Source organism: Pandoraea sp. ISTKB (assembly GCF_001721285.1).
In the GTDB taxonomy this organism is placed as follows: Bacteria; Pseudomonadota; Gammaproteobacteria; order Burkholderiales; family Burkholderiaceae; genus Pandoraea; species Pandoraea capi.
Genome location: NZ_MAOS01000025.1, coordinates 103,173 through 123,528, shown reverse-complemented (window position 1 = coordinate 123,528; position 20,356 = coordinate 103,173). Strand labels below are relative to the sequence as shown.

At 63.4% G+C, this 20,356-nt stretch carries 20 protein-coding genes and 2 pseudogenes; 18 read left to right on the top strand and 4 right to left on the bottom strand.

The annotated features are described in order from the left end of the window. A pseudogene (locus A9762_RS28035) lies at positions 1 to 141 on the bottom strand (NAD(P)(+) transhydrogenase (Re/Si-specific) subunit alpha); the annotation flags it as partial. 426 nt (positions 142 to 567) lie between these two features. On the opposite strand from A9762_RS28035, the gene A9762_RS07675 reads away from it, so the two are divergent. The 15 genes and pseudogenes from A9762_RS07675 (at position 568) to A9762_RS07600 (ending at position 13,142) form a co-directional block, all read left to right on the top strand. After that, positions 568 to 1,044 (top strand): NUDIX hydrolase, encoded by a 477-nt coding sequence (locus tag A9762_RS07675; RefSeq protein ID WP_069341441.1) that lies wholly within the window; start codon positions 568 to 570, stop codon positions 1,042 to 1,044. After that, positions 1,041 to 2,222: a tRNA 2-thiouridine(34) synthase MnmA gene (gene mnmA / locus A9762_RS07670; protein ID WP_069341440.1), complete on the top strand. Its 1,182-nt coding sequence runs from the start codon at positions 1,041 to 1,043 to the stop codon at positions 2,220 to 2,222. The genes A9762_RS07675 and mnmA overlap by 4 nt, the downstream gene beginning before the upstream one ends. A gap of 76 nt (positions 2,223 to 2,298) precedes the next feature. Beyond that, positions 2,299 to 3,900 (top strand): FMN-binding glutamate synthase family protein, encoded by a 1,602-nt coding sequence (locus tag A9762_RS07665; RefSeq protein WP_069341439.1) that lies wholly within the window; start codon positions 2,299 to 2,301, stop codon positions 3,898 to 3,900. A 228-nt stretch (positions 3,901 to 4,128) separates the two neighbouring features. Next, the gene (locus A9762_RS07660) at positions 4,129 to 4,929 is read left to right on the top strand and encodes a helix-turn-helix transcriptional regulator (RefSeq protein WP_069341438.1); all 801 of its coding nucleotides are present in this window, start codon (positions 4,129 to 4,131) and stop codon (positions 4,927 to 4,929) included. Then, positions 4,926 to 5,144 carry a type III secretion system needle filament subunit SctF gene (sctF, locus tag A9762_RS28475; RefSeq protein WP_069341437.1) on the top strand — a complete coding sequence of 73 codons (219 nt, stop codon included), beginning with the start codon at positions 4,926 to 4,928 and terminating at the stop codon, positions 5,142 to 5,144. The genes A9762_RS07660 and sctF overlap by 4 nt, the downstream gene beginning before the upstream one ends. Then, positions 5,141 to 5,404, top strand: a pseudogene (locus tag A9762_RS29390) (DUF1039 domain-containing protein); the annotation flags it as partial. The gene sctF and the pseudogene A9762_RS29390, both read left to right, overlap by 4 nt. A 140-nt stretch (positions 5,405 to 5,544) precedes the next feature. After that, the gene (sctI, locus tag A9762_RS07650) at positions 5,545 to 6,030 is read left to right on the top strand and encodes a type III secretion system inner rod subunit SctI (RefSeq protein WP_240493472.1); all 486 of its coding nucleotides are present in this window, start codon (positions 5,545 to 5,547) and stop codon (positions 6,028 to 6,030) included. Positions 6,031 to 6,059: 29 nt separating this feature from the next. After that, complete coding sequence (gene sctJ, locus A9762_RS07645) at positions 6,060 to 6,908, top strand: type III secretion system inner membrane ring lipoprotein SctJ (RefSeq protein WP_069341435.1); 849 nt, start codon at positions 6,060 to 6,062, stop codon at positions 6,906 to 6,908. Between the two features lie 23 nt (positions 6,909 to 6,931). Then, positions 6,932 to 8,083, top strand: a complete 1,152-nt coding sequence (locus tag A9762_RS29385; RefSeq protein ID WP_139133131.1) for a type III secretion system domain-containing protein — start codon at positions 6,932 to 6,934, stop codon at positions 8,081 to 8,083. Further along, positions 8,071 to 8,526: a hypothetical protein gene (locus A9762_RS07630; RefSeq protein ID WP_069341432.1), complete on the top strand. Its 456-nt coding sequence runs from the start codon at positions 8,071 to 8,073 to the stop codon at positions 8,524 to 8,526. The genes A9762_RS29385 and A9762_RS07630 overlap by 13 nt, the downstream gene beginning before the upstream one ends. A gap of 335 nt (positions 8,527 to 8,861) precedes the next feature. Beyond that, positions 8,862 to 9,512: a type III secretion system export apparatus subunit SctR gene (gene sctR / locus A9762_RS07620; protein ID WP_069341430.1), complete on the top strand. Its 651-nt coding sequence runs from the start codon at positions 8,862 to 8,864 to the stop codon at positions 9,510 to 9,512. A gap of 19 nt (positions 9,513 to 9,531) precedes the next feature. Then, positions 9,532 to 9,798 (top strand): type III secretion system export apparatus subunit SctS, encoded by a 267-nt coding sequence (gene sctS / locus A9762_RS07615; protein ID WP_069341429.1) that lies wholly within the window; start codon positions 9,532 to 9,534, stop codon positions 9,796 to 9,798. Between the two features lie 5 nt (positions 9,799 to 9,803). After that, a complete protein-coding gene (gene sctT, locus A9762_RS07610) occupies positions 9,804 to 10,622 on the top strand; it encodes a type III secretion system export apparatus subunit SctT (protein ID WP_083253722.1) in 819 nt (272 codons plus the stop codon). 7 nt (positions 10,623 to 10,629) lie between these two features. Then, the gene (locus A9762_RS07605; RefSeq protein ID WP_069341428.1) at positions 10,630 to 11,730 is read left to right on the top strand and encodes an EscU/YscU/HrcU family type III secretion system export apparatus switch protein; all 1,101 of its coding nucleotides are present in this window, start codon (positions 10,630 to 10,632) and stop codon (positions 11,728 to 11,730) included. Continuing rightward, complete coding sequence (locus A9762_RS07600) at positions 11,727 to 13,142, top strand: lytic transglycosylase domain-containing protein (protein ID WP_069341427.1); 1,416 nt, start codon at positions 11,727 to 11,729, stop codon at positions 13,140 to 13,142. The genes A9762_RS07605 and A9762_RS07600 overlap by 4 nt, the downstream gene beginning before the upstream one ends. Here A9762_RS07600 and A9762_RS07595 read toward each other — a convergent pair whose 3' ends face one another. Then, the gene (locus tag A9762_RS07595) at positions 13,143 to 13,787 is read right to left on the bottom strand and encodes a glutathione S-transferase family protein (protein ID WP_069341426.1); all 645 of its coding nucleotides are present in this window, start codon (positions 13,785 to 13,787) and stop codon (positions 13,143 to 13,145) included. Positions 13,788 to 13,927: 140 nt separating this feature from the next. On the opposite strand from A9762_RS07595, the gene purB reads away from it, so the two are divergent. Both purB and A9762_RS07585 read left to right on the top strand, forming a co-directional pair. Further along, positions 13,928 to 15,301 carry an adenylosuccinate lyase gene (gene purB, locus A9762_RS07590; protein ID WP_069341425.1) on the top strand — a complete coding sequence of 458 codons (1,374 nt, stop codon included), beginning with the start codon at positions 13,928 to 13,930 and terminating at the stop codon, positions 15,299 to 15,301. Positions 15,302 to 15,568: 267 nt separating this feature from the next. Further along, positions 15,569 to 16,027 (top strand): cytochrome c, encoded by a 459-nt coding sequence (locus A9762_RS07585; protein ID WP_069341424.1) that lies wholly within the window; start codon positions 15,569 to 15,571, stop codon positions 16,025 to 16,027. 84 nt (positions 16,028 to 16,111) lie between these two features. Here A9762_RS07585 and A9762_RS07580 read toward each other — a convergent pair whose 3' ends face one another. Then, the gene (locus A9762_RS07580) at positions 16,112 to 16,807 is read right to left on the bottom strand and encodes a cytochrome b/b6 domain-containing protein (RefSeq protein ID WP_069341423.1); all 696 of its coding nucleotides are present in this window, start codon (positions 16,805 to 16,807) and stop codon (positions 16,112 to 16,114) included. A 184-nt stretch (positions 16,808 to 16,991) separates the two neighbouring features. Between A9762_RS07580 and A9762_RS07575 the strand changes: the two genes are divergently transcribed. Further along, positions 16,992 to 19,208: an LTA synthase family protein gene (locus A9762_RS07575; RefSeq protein ID WP_083253721.1), complete on the top strand. Its 2,217-nt coding sequence runs from the start codon at positions 16,992 to 16,994 to the stop codon at positions 19,206 to 19,208. A gap of 160 nt (positions 19,209 to 19,368) precedes the next feature. Here A9762_RS07575 and secF read toward each other — a convergent pair whose 3' ends face one another. Continuing rightward, positions 19,369 to 20,346, bottom strand: coding sequence for a protein translocase subunit SecF (gene secF / locus A9762_RS07570; RefSeq protein WP_069341421.1), 978 nt, complete (start codon positions 20,344 to 20,346; stop codon positions 19,369 to 19,371). Between the last annotated feature and the right edge of the window lie 10 nt (positions 20,347 to 20,356).

The window sequence follows — 20,356 nt, the reverse complement described above, 5'->3', positions numbered from 1 at the left end:
GTCGGGCACGCTGGCGGCGTCTCCGGCGCCACGGCCGATCACGATCTGGTGTCCTGACGCGACCAGCTTCTTCACCGTCTCGGGCGTGGCCGCGACACGGGATTCGCCGGCAAGCGTTTCGGCGGGAATGCCGATTTTCATTGCGTATCTCCTTGGGTTTGTGAACTGATCTCATCAGAGGCCAAACCCATGCGCCCAAAACCGTGGGCCAAGGAGCCGCAGCGTCTGCGCTGCCGGGGCAGACGCACTACCTGTTTCGCCGCTGATGACATTAGTCCTGCACAAACCACTGCATTCGAACTACTGCACAAACCGGTGATGCGGTACTGCAACTGCACATTGCACTTTGCTGGTGCTGGAAGCTTACCCGAAGATTACAAACGCGCCTATTGCACGAAATGACATATGAATATGAACAATCGGTCATGAATGCGCCCCGATCGTCGGTCATCGACGCCGACCGACCGGTCGGTCGTGAAAGTTGTCCGTCTTCAGCGCCAAACCCCGTCAGACGGTAAAATGTCGCTTTTATCGGGGTCACCTCCCCGCGTCCCGCAAGGATGAGCCATGAATGCACGCTGGAAGCCCAACGTGACGGTTGCAGCGGTCGTCGAACGCGACGGCCGTTTTCTGTTTGTCGAAGAGCAAAAGCGCGCAGGTCTGCTGATCAACCAACCGGCCGGTCATCTGGAGCCGGGCGAGTCGATCGTCGACGCCGTCCGTCGCGAAGTGCTTGAAGAGACGGCACACACGTTCGAGCCGCAGCATCTGCTTGGCATCTACCTCGCCCCGGGACCGGAAGACATCGTTTATCTGCGTTTCACCTTCACCGGTGCGCTGGGCGAGTTCGACGCTTCGCGCACGCTCGACGAGGGCATCGTCGGCACCCTCTGGCTCACGCCGGATGAGGTCCGTGCACAGCGAACGCGGCACCGCTCGCCCATTCTCGAGCGCTGCATGGACGATTACCTGCGAGGGGTGCGGTACGACCTCGACATTCTTCAGACCCATCCGGCGCTGACCGGCGGGCAAGGCAACACATGAGTCAAAAACGCGTAGTGGTGGGCATGTCGGGCGGCGTGGATTCGTCGGTCACGGCATGGCTGCTCAAACAACAAGGCTACGACGTCGTCGGTCTGTTCATGAAGAACTGGGAAGACGATGACGACAGCGAATACTGTTCGACCCGGCAAGACTGGATCGACGTGGTGTCGGTCGCCGATCTGATCGGCATCGACGTCGAAGCGGTGAACTTCGCCGCCGAGTACAAGGACCGTGTCTTCGCGGAGTTCCTGCGCGAATACTCGGCCGGCCGCACGCCGAACCCGGACGTGCTCTGCAACGCCGAGATCAAGTTCAAGGCGTTCCTCGACCACGCCGTGGCGCTCGGCGGCGAGACCATCGCCACCGGTCACTACGCCCGCGTGCGTGAGCGCGACGGGCGCTTCGAGTTGCTCAAGGCGTTCGATCACACGAAGGATCAGAGCTACTTCCTGCATCGACTCAATCAGCAGCAGCTCTCGCGCACGATGTTCCCGCTCGGCGAAATGCCGAAGACGAAAGTCCGTGAAATTGCGGCGCAAATCGGTCTGCCCAACGCGAAGAAAAAGGATTCGACCGGGATCTGCTTCATCGGCGAACGACCGTTCCGCGACTTCCTCAACCGCTATCTGCCGACCAAACCGGGCCCCATGAAGACGCCGGACGGCGCGATCGTGGGCGAGCACGTCGGACTGGCGTTCTACACGCTGGGTCAGCGCAAGGGTATCGGTCTGGGGGGCAGTCGCGACGGCTCCGGCGAGCCGTGGTTCGTCGCCCGCAAGGACATGGCCAGCAACACGCTCTACGTTGTTCAAGGACACGACCACCCGTGGCTGCTCTCGGGCACGCTCGACGCCGAAGACCTTTCGTGGGTCGCGGGCGAGCCGCCGGCCGAGGGGACGCGTTGCGGTGCGAAGACCCGTTACCGTCAGGCCGACGCCGCTTGCGAAGTTGTGCACGCGAATGCCGATGGCCTCACGCTGTCGTTCTCGGACGCCCAGTGGGCCGTCACGCCTGGCCAGTCAGCCGTGCTGTACGACGGTGAGGTTTGTCTGGGCGGCGGCATCATTGCGTCGACGACGCCCGCCGTCGCGGGTGCGAGCGGTGCGGCTGGCACCACCGACACACAAGCCGCTGCCAAGGCGGCTGCCTCGAAACACATCATCCTCAACACGCATTGAAGCCGCCGGCGCTCGCCGGGGGGACACCCGGCAGCGTGCCGGCGAGTGTCCCCCCGCAAAAAGCCTAGGAGGTTTCATGTTTTCGCGCCGATTTCTGGCTCTCTGGATCGCCGTGGCGTTGCTCGTCGCAACGCTTGTGCTGGTACTGGTCGACGGATGGAATCCGCTTTGGCCGATACCGTTCGCTGCGTTGGTCGTCCTCGGGGTCTGGGACGTCGTGCAGCAGCGTCACGCCGTGCTGCGCAACTACCCGCTGTGGGGGCACTTCCGCTTCCTGTTCGAGTTCATCCGCCCGGAAATCCGCCAGTATTTCGTCGAGGACGATACCTCCGAGACACCGTTCTCCCGCGCGCAGCGCAGCATCGTCTATCAGCGCGCCAAGGGTGATGTGGACAGCCGTCCGTTCGGCACCGAGCTGGACGTCAAGGCCACCGGCTACGAATGGATCGCCCATTCGCTCGCGCCGACCGTGCTGAAGGACCACGACTTTCGCATCACTATCGGACCGGATCGTGCGCAGCCGTATTCGGCATCGATCTTCAACATCTCTGCCATGAGCTTCGGCGCGTTGTCGGCCAACGCGATTCGCTCGCTCAATCGCGGCGCCAAACTCGGCAACTTCATCCACGACACCGGCGAAGGCTCGATCTCGCCGCATCACCGCGAGCAGGGCGGGGATCTGATCTGGGAGGTGGCGTCGGGTTACTTCGGCTGTCGCAACGACGACGGTACGTTCAATGCGGAGAAGTTCGCCGCACAGGCCACCACGCCGCAAGTGAAGATGATCGAGGTGAAGCTCTCACAGGGGGCGAAACCGGGGCACGGCGGCGTGCTGCCCGCCGCGAAGATCACGCCGGAAATCTCCGCGACACGCGGGGTGCCGATGGGGCAGGACTGCATTTCGCCCTCCCGTCACAGCGAGTTCTCGACGCCGCTGGGGTTGCTGCAATTCGTCGACAGACTGCGTACGCTCTCCGGCGGCAAGCCGACCGGCTTCAAGCTGTGCATCGGGCATCCGTGGGAGTTTTTCGGCATCGTGAAGGCGATGCTCGACAGCGGCATCCTGCCCGACTTCATCGTGGTGGACGGCTCGGAAGGCGGCACTGGTGCCGCACCGCTGGAGTTCACCGATCACGTGGGGGCGCCGCTGCAGGAAGGGCTGCTGCTGGTGCACAACACGCTCGTGGGTGCGGGGTTGCGCGACAAGATCCGCATCGGGGCGTCCGGCAAGATCGTCACGGCATTCGATATCGCGCGCACGCTCGCCATTGGCGCAGACTGGTGCAATTCGGCGCGCGGCTTCATGTTCGCGATCGGGTGCATTCAGTCGCAGAAGTGCCACACGGATCGGTGCCCGACCGGGGTTGCAACACAAGACACGTTGCGTCAGCGCGCACTGGTCGTGCCGGACAAGGCGCAGCGCGTGCATCAGTTCCACTCCCATACGTTGCACGCGTTGCAGGAGCTGATTCAAGCGGCGGGGTTGTCGCATCCGTCGGATCTGCGGGCGCATCACATCGTCAAGCGGGTGTCTTCCAACGAGATTCGCCTCATGTCCGAATCGCTCAAGTACCTTGAGCCGGGCGATCTGCTGCGTGGGCAGTTTCGTTACCAGTTGTACGAGAAGTACTGGCCGATGGCGCGCGCCGACAGTTTCTCTCCGGCAGCCGTCGCCTGATCGGACGACGGTTTCACGACCTGGCTTTCGTCTGAATGCAAAACCCGACGCGATGTGGCGTCGGGTTTTTTTATATTTCCCGATAGTTTTCTTCCCAAATACCAAAAGTGCGGGCCGTGGCGACTCACATTAAGGTCTCCACCGGATGATGCTCGCGCGCGTACTCGCCTATCGTGTGGCCTTCGACTTTGTCATCCCGCCGACGGATTGTCGTCAGAGGAGGAGCCTATGAGTACGGTGCGATTTCTGATCAGCCGCCACGATGTCAAACTCAGTGTGAACGGTCTTGTGCATACGTTGCCTGCGGGCAGCATGACCGCGACCAGTTCAGACGCGACGATGGACGCCCCAGGGCCCGTGGTGTCTCACGATTTTCATGCCTGCGATTTGCAGGCGCTGTATCCGGACGTCGTCGATCTGCTCGATCGTCGTCCGCTGGGTGTCTTCCACCGTCAGGCGGCCCGTACGCTGGTTCTCGAACCCACGATGGTGGATGTGGCCATGACGTTGCAGAACGTCGATCGCATGGCGATGCTGCGTTTCTTCTACGTCTACTGCCTGTGTCGAGACCAGCGCTACTTCTCGGCGATGTTGCGCCAGACGATTGCGGGCAGTCATTCGCTGTTCGATTTCGTCGAGGCGAATTTTCACCGGCCGTGGCCCGTCGGGCGGCTGGCCGAAGAGTTCGGCATGCCGCTGCGCAAGTTTCGCTATCTCTTTCAGCAGACGTACGGCATGCCCGCCAAGCAGTGGTTGCTGGAGCGGCGGTTGCGGTTGGCGCGTGACTTGCTGCTGTCCACCCGTCACAAGGTGCTGGACATCGCGCTCGAATGTGGCTTTACCAATCACGCTCACTTCACCGACACCTTTCGCAAGCGCTTCGATTGTGCGCCGACGGAGATTCGTCTGGGCACGCCGCCGCAGCGTGGCGGGCGACGCGTTGCGATGCCGCGTGCGGATGCCTATGCCGCCATGCGCGCCGATCTCGTGGCCGGTCATGGCGCGATTACCGATGCGGGGGTGCTATGAACGTCGAGGAGATTCATCGCAGCATGGGCGAAGGCGTGCGCCGCATGTCGGACGAAGCGACGCAGGCCGTGCGAACGAAGAAGACGAACGATGCCAGAGACATGCTCGACGTGCAGTTCAAGTTGCAGCAGTTCTCGACGGCCATCGGTTTGCACAGTGCGACCATCAAGCTCATCAAAGATACGGTGATGGGCATCATCGCCAAGATCGCATGATGGCCGTGTCCTCGACGCCGTCGAATCCACCCGTTTCGTCGACCCCCAGTCGGGCGGAAGCGCCCCCGATGCCGTGGCTTGTCAACGCGGTTCGCCAGCAAATCGTGGAACTGGCGCTTGCGGGTGCGCAGCACGGTATGGAAGCGGAAGCGAGAGCGATTCTCGCGGCTCTCCCGTCACTGGTGCCGCAGGACGACGCGCGTCAGTGTCTTCACGCAGCGCTTCTCATTGCACTTGGCGACACGGTGGCAGCGCGGTCGTGTCTTCAGGATCTCGTCGCACGTGGGCAGGCCGACGTTCCGACGGCCAATGTTCTGCGCCAGTGGCTTGACGCAACCGACGCGGGGCGGTCGCGGCCTCACGTGATGGCATCTGCTGCGTCGCCCGTGTCGTCGGCCCCGTGGAACCCAACGCACCCTTCGAACCTATCAGTCTCGGCGCTCCCGTCGACACCATCGGACCTATCGTCCGTATCACCCGCACCGCCCGCATCGTCTCCCTCTTCACCATCCTCCCTCATTCCTTCGTCATGACGACTCCGCTCATTTCATCGACAGTCACGCACGCCGTGGCTGCGGCCCTCCCGTCCAAGATTCCGGCGCCAGCATGGAATGTGAATGGCGCGGATGCCGCCCGCTTCGAACAGGCATTGGCGAGTGCGCCGTCGCTGCCCGAACATCACTTGTTCAGTGCTGCAGGCAAACTGGCGGGCAATACGGAGCATCTCGTGCAACGGGTCGCGCTGGATGAGCGGACGCTCGACGATCCTACTCACATGGTTGCCGCCCAGCGCGAAATTACCGAGCGAGTGCTGGCCCTTGAGTTTGTCGCGAAGACGGCCGGTGCCGTGACACAAGGGGTGAACAAGCTGGTCCATATGCAATGACGCGCCGGGGCCGTATTGGAAATTGCATCGTGAACTGCTTTCGGGGACGCACGCGTGGCCGGGGTTGGCTCGTCTGCGTTTTCCTGCTCGTACTCACGGGATGCAAGGTCGAGTTGCATCGCGCCTTAAGCGAGACCGAAGCGAATCAGATGCTTGCGCTGCTGCTGGTCTCGGGGCTTCAGGCGGACAAGCGCGCCGACACCGCTGGCATCACCGTTCGCATCGAGCGGGGCGATTTCGTCCGTGGTGTGGAGGTGCTTCGTCAGCATGGACTGCCGCGTCAGAAGCGTGCGTCGGTCGAAGACGTCTTCCCGCCGGGGCAACTCGTCAGTTCGCCCGTACAGGAGCAGGCGAAACTCATCTTCCTCAAGGAGCAGCGGCTCGAACGCATGCTGGCGGCGCTGGATGGTGTGATGGTCGCGGAGGTGTCGATTGCGCAGGTGCCCACGGACTCTGCTGGCCGCGCGACGTTGCCTCCCGGAGTCGCAGTCTTCGTCAAATACAGTCCCGAAATCAATATGTCGCAACGCATGACGGACATACGCAGCCTGGTGCACGACAGTGTGCCGGGCGTGTCACCCGAACGCATCAGCATCGTGTTGCAGCCTGCCGATTACCGGCTGCCGCGTGCGGCCATCGAAGCGGTCGACAGGGCATCGACGGATGGCGCGACAGTGGGCGTGGTAACGAAAGCCAAGGCGGGAGCCGGAACGGAAGCGATTCCGCAGGCAACGGATGGCCGGCGGTGGTATCCGGTCGTGGCGTGGGCGGTATTGGCCGTGGCCGTGGTTGCGCTCGGAACGGCTGCGGTGGTGGGCTGGCGCCGGAGGGAGGTCTGGGTGAGCTACCTTCGGCGACGCAGCGTGAGGGCATCGTGACCGGAGGCGCACTACGCGCACTCATGGCGCAACTGGTCTGGCAGCCCGGCGCGCAGATGGACGACGGGTGGTGGGATGTGCTGGGACTCTCGTCGTGGAAGGTGCCATATCGGCGCCATCCTGCATGTCGACGGCACGTCGATCGCCTCATCGTTGCGCGGCGCGGGTGGCCTGTGGCCCGTCACGCCGTGCGCTGTGTGCCTCCGGAAGGCGATGCCACAGATGCCATGCTGCCCATCTTGCGCCTCGTGCCGAACCTGCGTCGTGTCGCACTCGCCTATGGGTTGCGTCGGCTAGGGTGTCCGGACTACTTGCTGCTGGGCACCTATCGCCGTGCATTGTCGCCCTGGCTTGACGCATGGCAATGCGATCGCCTGTTGTTGATGCGACGCGACTGGCCGTCGAGTCCCGAGTTCTCGCCTGAGACGATTGCCACGGCAGCACTGGCAGTCATCCACGAGCCACTCCACCGTCTGTGCCACGGCCGCTTGCCGTGCCGCTTCGGCCAGCGTGTCCGCCTGAGCCTGCGCCTGCGCCTTTGCCGCCTCCTGCCACGCAAGGCGTTGCGCATCAATGTCGCGCCGTGCCTGATCCAGCGATGCCCGTGCGGCCTCACGCTCGGCGCGCGCCTCCTCCATCCAGCGAACACGTTGACTCGCCTGCTCGCGCAGTTGCGTCAGTGTCTCGCCGGAAACCACAAGTCCCGCAGGCGCGGGACCGTCAATGGTTTCGATGGGGGTCAATGCGTAGTCGATGACATACATAGCATCCTCTCCAACGCCGCAAGACGCGGCCAGATGTCGTCCACCGCAGGTGCTTCGGACGTCAACGCCGATACAACGGTCGGCGGTGGCAGCAAAATTCGGGCAGCCACGTGTGCCGCAGACGCGGTCGATGCCGCTGATGCCGCTGATGCCGCTGATGCCGCTGATGCCGCTGATGCCGCTGGCACCGATGATGCCTTGCGCACCGTGCCTGTCACCCACGTGGCCTGCGCCGCTTGCGTCGGCTGTGTCGGCTGTGTGGGTTGTGTCGGCTGCGTCGGTTGTGTCGGTTGTGTCGGCTGCGTCGCTTGTGTCGTTTGTGTCGTCTGCGCCGCCCCCGCCGCCAGCATCATCCGTGCCGCCTGCGTTGCTTCCGCCGCCCGTGTCGGGTGTGCAGCATGCGTCACTTGATCCGTGAGCGCATCATCGTCGGACGACATCGTGACGACGGACACGGCATCGAGACAAGCACCGGTGAGGCAACGATGGAGCGCGAGATCGTGCGTTCGCTGGAGCGTCGCGTTGCGGACGCGGTGACCGGCGCACTGTCGAACTTTGTCGAGAAGCTTGACGCCGGGGAACGCTTCGCGCATCGCGTTGGCCAGACGTTACCGGGGCTGGTGCGCGAAGGGGCGCTGGTCATGCGTGTGCCTCCGGTGCAGCACAGCGCCATCGCCAATGCACTGCGAGACGCCGATATCGTGCTGCCTTGCTCCCCGGATGCGACATTGACTGGCCGTCAGGCGCGTATCGAGAGCGAGTGGGTCACCGTCTGTCTCGATCTCGATGCGGATCTCGAAGCGGTCATCGACCGTTTGCGTGTCGGCCCGAGTCTGGAGGTGGCATATGGTTGAGCGTCTGCCGTCGTCCATCGATTCGCGCGCCACTACACCTCGGGAGAATCCGGCGCTCGAACGCATTTTGGCCGACGAGTGGCAAGCGCTCGAAGCCGACGGTCAGTCGTCGAGAACGTCATTCACCGAGGTTCCCGGCCATGTCGCCCTGATCGAAGCCACCATCGCACAGAACGAGGAAGCGGCATTCGCGGAGTCGCAGGAGAACCTTAGCTTTGCGCTGGGCGTGCGCTTTCGCAGGACTGGCGAGCGCGACGTGCGCGATGACAGGCAGCGTGCGCGGGCGCTGTTCGAGCAACAGATGCACCGGTTACCGCGCGTCCATTGGAGTCTGTATGTCCCTGCTCGACCACCCGGTCCAGCTCATCGTATTGCTCACGCTGCTCTCGATCATGCCGTTGCTGGTGGTGTTGGGGACTGCGTTTCTGAAGCTGGCCGTCGTGTTCGCGCTGCTGCGCAACGCGTTGGGCACTCAGCAGATTCCGCCCAATATCGCAATCTACGGCCTGTCCCTCGTGCTCACCTGTTTCATCATGGCGCCGGTCGCGTTCGATATCGAGGCGAACCTTGGCGCGCGTCCGGTGTCGCTATCTTCCAGAAGTTTCGTGGCCGACGTCGACGCCAGCGTACTCAGTCCGTACCGCAAGTTTCTCACCCGTCACACCGATCCCCGGCAACGCGACTTCTTCACGGGCCTCGGCAGCGAAACATGGCCTGAGGCGCATCGTGACCGGCTTGGCGCAGATTCCCTCCTCGTGCTGATGCCGGCGTTTGCGTTGAGTCAACTCGCCGAAGCCTTCAAGATCGGTCTTCTGCTGTATTTGCCGTTCGTCGTGATCGATCTCGTCATCTCGAACATCCTGCTGGCGATGGGGATGATGATGGTCTCGCCCATGACGATCGCCCTGCCGTTCAAACTGCTCATTTTCGTGATGATGAACGGCTGGGAGCAACTCGTGCGGCAGTTGATGCTGTCGTACGCATGACGGCGCGCAGGGCTGGCCGATGAGTGAAGCCATCGTCGTCAATCTCACGAGCGAAATGCTCTGGCTCACGCTGCTGATGTCGCTGCCGACCGTGGTCGTCGCCTCGGCCGTGGGGGTGCTTGTCTCACTCGTACAGGCGCTCACCCAGGTGCAGGATCAGACCGTGCAGTTCCTCATCAAGCTGATCGCCGTGTCGGTCACGCTGGCCGCGACCTACGCATGGATGGGGCACGTGCTGCTTAACTACGCTGGCAATGCGTTCGCGCAGATCAGCCGGATGGGGTGAGGGCCATGCTGATGTCATCCGGCACTTTGCTCGCTCCGCTGTGGACCGATCTGTTCGGCTGGCTGCTGGCGTGGGGCGTGGCGATGCTGCGTCCGCTTGGTATTGCGATGCTGCTGCCGGTGCTCTCCGTCGGCATGCTCGGTGCGGGCCTGTTGCGTAACGCACTCGTGCTCGCGCTGGCGCTGCCTGTCGTCTCGCTCGTGCACGCCACATTGGAAATGCCGACGCAGTGGGGGGCGTGGGCATCGCTCATCTTGCGCGAGCTTTGCATCGGCGGGCTGCTCGGGTTCGTTGCGACATTGCCGTTCTGGGCCGTCGACATGACAGGGTACGTGATCGATACGATGCGTGGCGCCTCGATGGCCAGCGTGCTGAACCCGCTCATGGGGGCGCAATCGTCGATCTTCGGTATCGCCTTCACCCAGATGCTCTGTGTGCTGTTCTTCGTGACGCCGGCGGCACACGCGGTGCTCACGGCGCTCTACGACTCCTACGTTGTCTTGCCGGTCGGCAGTGGGTGGCGTTGGGAGGAAGCGTCGCAGGCGTGGTTGCTGTCGCTGTGGCAGGCGATGCAGGTCATGTGCGTTGCTGTCGCGTTGCCTGCGATGGTCGTGATGGTGCTCGTCGACATGTCGATGGGCTTCGTGAATCGCGCCGCGCAGCAGCTCAACGTGTTCTTCCTCGCCATGCCGGTCAAGAGCGCTATGGCGTTGCTTGTGACGGTGGCGAGTCTGCCGTTTGCCATCGCCGTGCCGCTTGCACACTGGTATCGCCTGCCCGAAATGTTTCGGGCGTGGTCTGCGATGGTGCTACCCGCGTCGTGAGGCACGCATGAGCGAAAAGAACCTGCCCCCGACTCCCAAGAAGATCGACGACGCGCGCAAGAAGGGGCGCGTTGCCAAGAGCGCCGATCTTGCCGTCTGCATGCAACTCGGCGCGGTGCTCGCCTGGCTGATGTTCGAGGGACCGGCCCTTCACGATGCGCTGCAAGCACTCGTCTCGCGCATGCTGCTCGTGCTGCGTGATCCTGTCGATGAAGCCGTGCAGGGCATGCTCGGCCCTTCGCTATTGATTTTCGTCCGCTTCGCCGGTGGCCTCGCGATTCTGCTGATCGTGACCACGTGGCTGGCGATGGTGCTGCAAGTCGGCGCGCTGGTCGCGCCCGAAGCGATCCGTCCCAAGTACGAGCGCATCGATCCTGTGGCCAAGGCGAAGCAGTTGTTTTCGATGCAGTCGCTATTCGAATTCGGCAAGTCGTTGATCAAGGTCACCGTGCTGGGCGTGGTGTTTTTCTATCTGATTCGGCAGTACACGCCATCGCTCGCCGTGCTGCCGCAATGTGGCCCGGCATGCGGGCTGGCACTCACGGTCAGGCTGTTGTTCTGGTTGATGGCGGTGTTGGTGGTGGCGTACGTGGTGTTCGGCGGGCTCGACTTTGCGTATCAGAAGTATCAGCTCCGCAAGCAGCTCATGATGTCTCACGATGAAATCAAGCGGGAGTCGAAGGAAGTCGAGGGCAATCGCGAGATCAAGAACAAGCGGCGCGATATTCATCGGGAGACGATCGAGAGCGGCAGTCTGTCGAGCAACGTCAAACGATCGACGGCGGTCGTGCGAAATCCGACTCGGCTTGCGATCTGCCTGCGCTATGTCCCCGGGGAGACGGCGGTGCCGCTGGTCATCGAGAAGGGGCGCAACGAGCGCGCTCGCACGATCGTGCGTATCGCCGAGCGCGAAGGTGTGCCGGTGGTCGAGCATGTGCCGGTGGCGCGTCGATTGATGGAAGACGTCGAGATCGATGCCCCGATTCCCTCCGACCTGTTCGATGCGGTCGCTGCGATATTGCGTCTGGCACTCGATCTTCCTTACGAGGTGCAGGCCACGTCAGAGACGGACGCCCCTCGGCATCCCGAGCCGGGAGACGTGGCATGAGCGCCCCGTCGATGCTGCCGTTGCACCGCGTGTGGCGGATCGTCGTCCTCGTCTCGGCAGCGCTGATGCTGAGCGGACTCCCGACGAAAGCCGCGGATCGTGGGCTGTTGCCCCATCATCCCCGTTTGGCTGACGCGCAGATCGCTGTGCCGGTCGTTAGCGCTTTGGCCGGTGGGGCGAGGGTGGAACTTCGGGTTGCGCAGGGGGCAGATGCGACCCTCAATGGGGGGGCAGGCGATTCATCACGTGACGGCAAACGCGCGTTGCCCGACGATCCGCGCGAAGCGGCCAGGCGTCTGGTGTCGTCGTTTCGCGAGCCGGAGGTGGCGACGCCAGTCACTATCGCGTCCGCAAGGTCGTTGGCGGACGGGAAGGTGAGTTCGGGGGCGGGCGGCGCCTCGGAGGGGACCACGGACGGGTTGATGGAAGCACCGGGGAGCGTGTCGATATCGAGGTCGGTGGCCGCGCAGTCCACGACATTACCGCCCGCCGAAAGTCAGCCCTCCGCAACGCTCCCCTTCGACAACCTCGTGCGACGCGCAGCGTATGCCAGCTCGGTCGACGCGGCGTTACTGCACGCGATTATCGACACCGAGTCGGGATACGACCCGCAAGCGGTGTCCGAGCGCGGCGCCATCGGGCTGATGCAGGTCCTGCCCCGCACCGGCCAGCGCTTCGGGGTGCGGCGTCTTGAGGATCCCGCCGAGAATGTGAGGGCGGGGGCATCGTACGTGCGCTGGTTACTCTCGCGATTCGACGGCGATGTGAGCCTTGCGCTTGCGGCCTACAACGCGGGAGAGGGGGCTGTGTTGCGATACGGGCGTCAGGTGCCGCCGTTTCCGGAGACACAGAAGTATGTCCGCAAGGTCATGGCGGGCTATTCGCGCCTGCGGGAGGCGGGCGTAGCGGGGGGCGCTGTCGTGGCTGGCGTGGCAGGGACGCCGCATGCGCACGATATGCCCGGTGCCGCCGGAGGTTCTGCCAAGACGGCTCGGGCGCAGGCGCACGCCCCTGCCTCAACGTCGTCCCGATCGCCCCTTGCTACGGTGGTACGTGGCGAGGGGGATTACGGGGTCGCCGGCATGGCGTCGGCGAACGACGGGAATGGTATCGGCGGCATGGCTAACGGCGCCGTCACCAGCGCTGGTAAAAACGCGGACAACCGCACGGAAAGCATCAAAGCCCCCATCACCCCAGACCAGAAGGCCGACCGCGCATGGCGTTTGCTACGGGGTTTGGGGGCGTTGATTACGCGCAGCCCGGCTGCAGACGCCGCGAGGCCTACCGGGCATGCCGCCCGGGACCGCGATCAGCCGGCGGTCGTCATGCCGTCGCGCGTGCGCGAGCGAGCCACTGGCGCCGCGCTGGGGCCAGCCGGGCGGGACGCCCGGGCATCCGCGCTTCCGGGGTAATCAGAGGGCCGGGGCGGTGACTGGTGCAGGCGCTGCGTTGGTCGGAACGGTATCCGCGACCGAAGGGCGGGCGGACATGCGCTCGAAATGGCGGGCGAGGTTGGGGTGCGTGTCGCGCCAGTCGATCTCCGGATAGCGGAAATCGAGGTAACCCAGCGAGCAGACCACGGCTACGTCGGCCAGCGTGAGGCGGTTGCCTGCGCACCACTGACGTTCATCGAGCCCGCGTGCCATGGCGCGCAGGCTTTCCCGGATCTTGCCCAACTGACGGTCGATGAACTTCTGGGAGCGCGATGCCTCGTCGTGGTACATGCATTCGACGCGAATCTGCACGGCGGCGTCCGTCACGCCGTCGGCCAGGGCTTCCCAGCAGCGCACTTCGGCGCGCTCGCGGCCAGACGGGGGGATGAGCTTGCCGACCGGGGAAAGCGTGTCGAGATACTCGCAGATCACCCGGGAGTCGAACACGGCTTCGCCGTCTTCCATCACCAGACACGGCACTTTGCCGATCGGGTTCGACTCCTGAATGCGGGTGTCGTCCGCCCAGACGTTCTCCAGCTCGAGCTTGTAGTCGAGCTTTTTCTCAGCCAGCACGATGCGGACTTTACGAACGTAGGGACTGGCGAGGGCACCGATCAACTTCATGTGAATCCTTGATAAATCGCTTTAGCGCGGGGGAGAGTATAACGTGCGGGATGGCCGGGGCCGGGGAATGGTAAAATACTGGCCTTTCCGAGTTGGCACATCGCCGGCTCCCCCGGTTTTCTTTTTCGGTGCCCAGTGCCATGTCCGACGAATTCTCCCCATTGACCGCGCTCTCCCCGCTCGACGGCCGTTACGCCAGCAAGACCGACGCCCTGCGTCCGTGGCTGTCCGAGGCGGCATTCATGCGCAATCGCGTGAAAGTCGAAATCCATTGGCTGATCGCCCTGTCCAAAGCCGGTTTCGCCGAGATCGCCCCGTTCTCGGGCGCGGCGGAGACGTTCCTGCTGAATCTGGCCGCCAACTTCTCGAACGCCGATGCCCAGCGCATCAAGGACATCGAGAAGGTCACGAACCACGACGTGAAGGCTGTCGAGTACTGGCTCAAGGAGAAGGTGCAGGGCCAGGCCGAACTGGAGAAGGCCAGCGAGTTCATTCACTTCGCCTGCACGTCGGAAGACATCAACAATACGTCGCACGGCATGATGCTCAAGGGCGCGCGCGACGAAGTGATCGTGCCGGCGCTCGAATCGCTCGTTACCAAGCTCAGCGAACTGGCCCGTGAACACGCTTCCCAGCCGATGCTCTCGCGCACGCACGGTCAACCGGCCTCGCCGACCACGCTCGGTAAGGAAATCGCCAACGTGGCGGTGCGTCTGGCACGTGCGCTCGAGCGCATTCGTCGTGTCGAGTTGCTCGCCAAGATGAACGGTGCCGTCGGTAACTACAACGCTCACCTGTCGGCGTACCCGGAATACGACTGGGAAAACTTCTCGAAGACGGTCATCGAGCAGCGCCTGGGCCTGACGTTCAATCCGTACACCATCCAGATCGAGCCGCACGACTACATGGCCGAACTGTTCGACGCCGTGGCCCGTGCCAACACGATCCTGCTGGATCTGAACCGCGACATTTGGGGTTACATCTCGGTCGGCTACTTCAAGCAAAAGACGAAGGCCGGCGAAATCGGTTCGTCGACCATGCCGCACAAGGTCAACCCGATCGACTTCGAAAATTCGGAAGGTAACCTCGGTCTCGCTAACGCCGTGCTGCGTCATCTGGCCGACAAGCTGCCGGTCTCGCGCTGGCAGCGTGACCTGACGGATTCGACCGTGCTGCGTAACATCGGCGTGGCGTTCGGCTACAGCCTGCTCGCGTACGACTCGTGCCTGCGCGGTCTGGGCAAGCTCGAAGTGAACCCGCAGCGTCTGGACGAAGACCTGGACAATACGTGGGAAGTGCTGGCCGAGCCGGTGCAGACCGTGATGCGTCGCTTCGGTGTGCCGAATCCGTACGAGCAACTCAAGGAGCTCACGCGCGGCAAGGGCATCACGCGCGAAGCGCTGCAAGCCTTCATCAAGCAACTGGCCATTCCGGAAGACGCCAAGGCGCGCCTGCTGGAAATGACGCCGGCCAATTACGTGGGTATCGCCGAGTCGCTGGCCAAGCGCGTCTAAGTCGCCCCACGACAGCACCACGCGCTTTATCCGTCGTAACGAAACGGGCCGCTTCTGCGGCCCGTTTTGCATGGTTCGTCCCCCTGCGCTTCGGTGCGTCCCCTCTCGATTTCCCCCGCTTTTCTCCGGTTACGTCTCCGTACGTGGTGCCTATGGACGGCTTCGGGCCTGCTTCTGTCCCGCTTCTGTCCTTATGACAACTGTGTCATACGGGTACGCAAGTTGGTGTGTATCATAGCCCCACAAACCATAAGGAGAACCCCACAAATGAAGTTCACTCTCGCAGTTGCAGCGCTCGCCGCTGCCGCAGCTACCGTTGTGCCGGCCGTCGCGCAAGCCCAGTTCGCCAAAGCCGACGACGCCGTGGAGTATCGTCAGTCGGCCCTTTTCCTGCTGGGTAACCACTTCGGCCGTATCGGCGCTGTCGTGAAGGGCGATGCGCCGTTCAACAAGGACGACGTCGCGAAGAACGCCGAGCTTGTCGCCACGCTCTCGAAGCTGCCGTGGCCGGCCTTTGAAGGCGGTCAGACGAACGGCAAGAGCAAAGCCAAGCCGGAAGTCTTCTCCGACAAGGCGAAGTTCAGGGACGCCGCCAACAAGATGGAAACGGCCGTCGCGCAGCTCAACACCGTGGCCAAGGGCGGCGACCTCGCGTCGATCAAGACCGCTTTCGGCGAAGCTGCGCAAACCTGCAAGAGCTGCCACGACAACTTCCGCGCGAAGTAAGCAGTCTCGCTGTTACGATGAAAAAGCCGGTCGTTTTCGAGCGACCGGCTTTTTCTTTTGCCGCGACGATCTTGCCCCGCAGGGTCAGTAGGACGGCAATGCTGCGACAGCCGGGGCCAGATTCACGATGCGATACACCAGCGCCGAAGCCAGCACGATCAGCACCAGCGCACCCACGCGTACGCGCCAGTCGTCGCGTGCAGGAAGCGCCGGCCCGGTGAGTTTCTTGTCTCCGAGGATCATCGGCTTGATCAGGTCCTTCTTGCGGGCAACGCGGTAGTACACGATCGCCAGCACATGCAGCGCCACGAGTGCGATCAGCACCCATTGATTGCGCAGATGCCAGCCGGTGAGCATATCGCTGGTGTCCTTGTCGATGAACTTGACGAGGGGACCGTCGTTGAAGATGTCGTCATTGGAGAACAGACCCAGTCCGACCTGAATGCCGAAGAAGAGCAGCATGGCGATGACCGACAAGCCGCCGAGCGGCGTGTGGCCCGCAAAACGCCCCTCGGTGCCCGAACCGTCGCGGCCATCGCGCAACGACCGGAAGAACGTACGCGGACCGGTGACGAACGCCGAGAAACGCGCATAACGCGGACCGGCCACACCCCACACGAGACGGAAGATCAGCAGCGCGAGCACCGCGTACCCGCACCAGAAGTGGTAGATCATCGCGTTGCCGCCGGTCTTGGCCGTCACGTAGGCCGCTACCGCCAGTACGACAAACGACCAGTGGAACAGACGAGTGGGCAAGTCCCAGATGCGGATCGGCTTCATTGGCGTGAAATTTCGTAAATAGCGAATTTCGCGAGATTACCGCAAGCCCGTGACGCCTGCACGTTCGGGCGGCAACAGGCCATGTTGGGGAATTTCCCGCGCCGCGTGACGGGCGTTCGCTGTCAGGCTGACGGACATTCTCCATGCACGTCCCGCCTGCGCCTGCGCACGTGGCCGCCCGCTCATGAATTCGCTTCCTGCCGACAGCCCGGTCGCGGCCTCCGCTTCCCAATCCCTCCCTCGTTTGCCTTGTCTGGTGCGCTTGAGCGCAACCGTCATGTCGATGACGTGTGCGGGCAATCTGCTGATTCGCCTGTTCGGTGTAGCGACGCTCGCTCCTGGTGTCGGGGCGCAGACCAACGCTCACGAGTGGATGACATGGCTTTGGTACGGGCTTCGCTACGACCTGTTGCTCGTGAGCTGGGGGATGGCGGTGTGGCTGCTGCCGCTGGCGATCCTGCGCGTGAAGTATGCGTCGACGCCGCTGGCCCGCACCGCTTTCACGGCGGGCGTCATTGCGTGGTTCGTGATCTCGAATGCGTTAGCGCTGGTGGAGCACGACTACCTGCGCCACTTCGGCGAACCGTTCGGCGCGAACTTTTTCAGTGTGCTCGATGGTGATACCGCCACGGCGACAGACGCTACAACGCACCTCCTGCGCATCGCCATGCCGTTGGCGAGTGCTGCATGTCTCGGCGCGGCCCAAGCGTGGGGCACTTTCCGGTATGCATTGGTCCCCGAGCGCGAAGCGACGTGGCGTGATGCCATCGTGCAAGTGCTCGTCGTCTCGATCGTGCTGATGGTGGGATGGGGGCGACCTTCGGCGCGTCTCGTGGATCCGGCTGGGATCAGCGTGGCACGAGACCCGGTGCTGGACGACCTGCTCGTCAATACGCCCGTGCGTCTGATCCTCGTACTCAGGCAGACGTGGGAGCCGTCGCGGGAAGGCTTGTCACCGGCGCAAGCGGGGCAGGCGGCGCAGCGGGCGTTGCGCGCGCACGGATTCGCGGATGCCGCTGCGCTCGTCAAGGCATTGCGAGGCGATGAAAGCGATAAGGTCGATGAGGGCGATGAGAGTGGTAAGCACGATAAACGTGATGGGCACGATGACTCGGTGGATGACTCGGATGCCACTCACCCAGCAGATGCCGAAGCGACCCGTGCGCCTGACGAAGACCCGACGGCAGTGCTGCTGCGCGCGCCGTGGCATCGTACCCCGCCCAGCGAGAGGCTCGCTGCCCATCCCCCGCACGTGGTGTTCGGTCTCATGGCCGGGTGGGGGGGCTATGGGCTTTCGCTCGATGCTGACGGTTTTCCGATCGCCGGCGCGATGCGCAGACATCTGGATGCCGGATGGTGGTTCCGGCACGCCGTGGCGGCTCGCGCCGACACGTTTTCGACGATCGAGCACTTGCTTGTCAACAGTGGTAGTGCGGCGTCGCTGCTGACGGGCGAGAACCGGCCGGTCGCGTTCGAATCGGCGGCGGCACGACCGTTCCAGCAGCACGGCTATCGAACCGTGTTCGTCTATGGCGGCGCTCGCACGTGGCACAACATCGAGCGGGTCATGCGCAGGCAGGGGTTCGACGACGTCGTCACACAAGCTGACATCGTCGCCCGATATCCGCGGGCCGACACTGGGAATGATGGGGTGTACGACGGCTATCTCTGGCGCTACGTCCACGACCTGCTGGAGGAGGCGGACGCCAAGGGACAACCGCTCTTCGTCTTCGCGCTGACGACCAGCAATCGCCAGCCCTTCAACGTGCCGGATGACGCCGCCACCGGCCCGTTCGATCTGACGAAGGGATGGCGGGAGTCACCTGCCGACGCCGCCGAGCGTGACGCGCGTCAGCGCGGTGTACGTGCCTATCGGTACGCGATGGACGCGCTGGGCGATTTCATCGACCGACTCAAGTACTCGCCGATGAGTTCACACACGATTCTGGCGGCGACCGGCGATCATCGCGCGCCGCAATGGCACGATCCGGACAACGCGTTCCTGTCGCCCTTCGAGCAGTACCACGTACCGATCTATCTGCGCGTGCCACCGGCCTATGCGCCGAGTGGGCGTTTGCGACTCGACGATTTCGTCGGTCACCGCGATATCTTTCCGACGCTGTACCGGCTGGCACTTTCGGACGCGTCCTACGTCGGATTCGGCGAACCGCTGTTCGGGGCGGTGCCGCAGACGCGTCGCTATGCCGTGGCGCAACAGCGCTATCTGTTTTCGACGGCGGGGGCGCGGGATCTGCGCAGCGGGGTGACCTACGCGCACGCCGAGGAGGGCGATCCGGCACTGCTTAGGCAGCAAGCGGTCGACGCGAACACGTCGCTGGCTTTGGCTGACTGGTATGGCGAGATGCAGCGGCGCGAGACATCGGTGGCTGGCGGGAAATGATGGCGGGTGACCTGAAGATGCATGACGTCGAAGTGCTTGTTTCTGGCGTCGCCGCCTACGCCTGAGCACGACCCGTAAGACGAAAAAAAACCGCCGGACATGCCGGCGGTTTTTCGGATGACACGCCGAAATTGCGCGTCGCTCCGGTCAGACGAATACGTCAGACACGTGCACCGAAGTTGGGGTCGTTGCGATCGACACCCTCTTCGCCATCCTTGCCGTTGTGCTTGATGAGGTCTTCGCGCTTCACGCCGAACCACATCGCAAGCGCCGCAGCCACGAACACCGACGAGTAGATACCGAACAGAATACCCACGGTCAGTGCCAGTGCGAAGTAGTGCAGCGTCTGGCCGCCGAAGAAGAACATCGACAGCACCATCATTTCCGTACTGGCGTGGGTGATGATGGTGCGCGACATCGTCGTCGTAATCGCGTGATCGATGACTTCCTGCACCGTCGCCTTGCGCATCTTGCGGAAGGTCTCGCGAATCCGGTCGAAGATAACGACCGATTCGTTCACCGAGTAGCCCAGCACCGCGAGCACGCCCGCCAGCACCGCCAGCGAGAACTCCCACTGGAAGTAGGCGAAGAAGCCGAGAATGATCACCACGTCGTGCAAGTTGGCGATCACGCCGGCCACGGCGAACTTCCATTCGAAGCGGAACGACAGATAGATGATGATGCCCACGACCACGAAGGTCAGGGCCAGCAGACCGTCGGTGAAGAGTTCGTGCCCGATCTGCGGGCCGACGAATTCCACGCGACGCAGCGACACGTCGGGGGCGTCGGCCTTGAGCGCGGTCATCACGGCGTCGCTTTGCTGCGCGCTGGTGACCTGCTTGCCGTCCGAACCGTTCTGGATCGGCAGGCGGATCATGACGTCGCGCGAGGTGCCGAAGCTCTGCACCTGCACGTCGCGATACCCCAGCTTGCCGACTTCACCACGAATCTTCTCGAGATCGGCCGCCTGCGTGTAGGCCACTTCCATGACCGTGCCGCCGGTGAACTCGATCGACAGGTGCAGGCCCCGCGTGAGCAGGAAGAACACCGCCGCCACGAAGGTGAGCGCCGAGATCACGTTGAAGATCAGGGCGTGCCGCATGAACGGCACGTCTTTCTTGATGCGGAAAAATTCCATGACTGTTTCC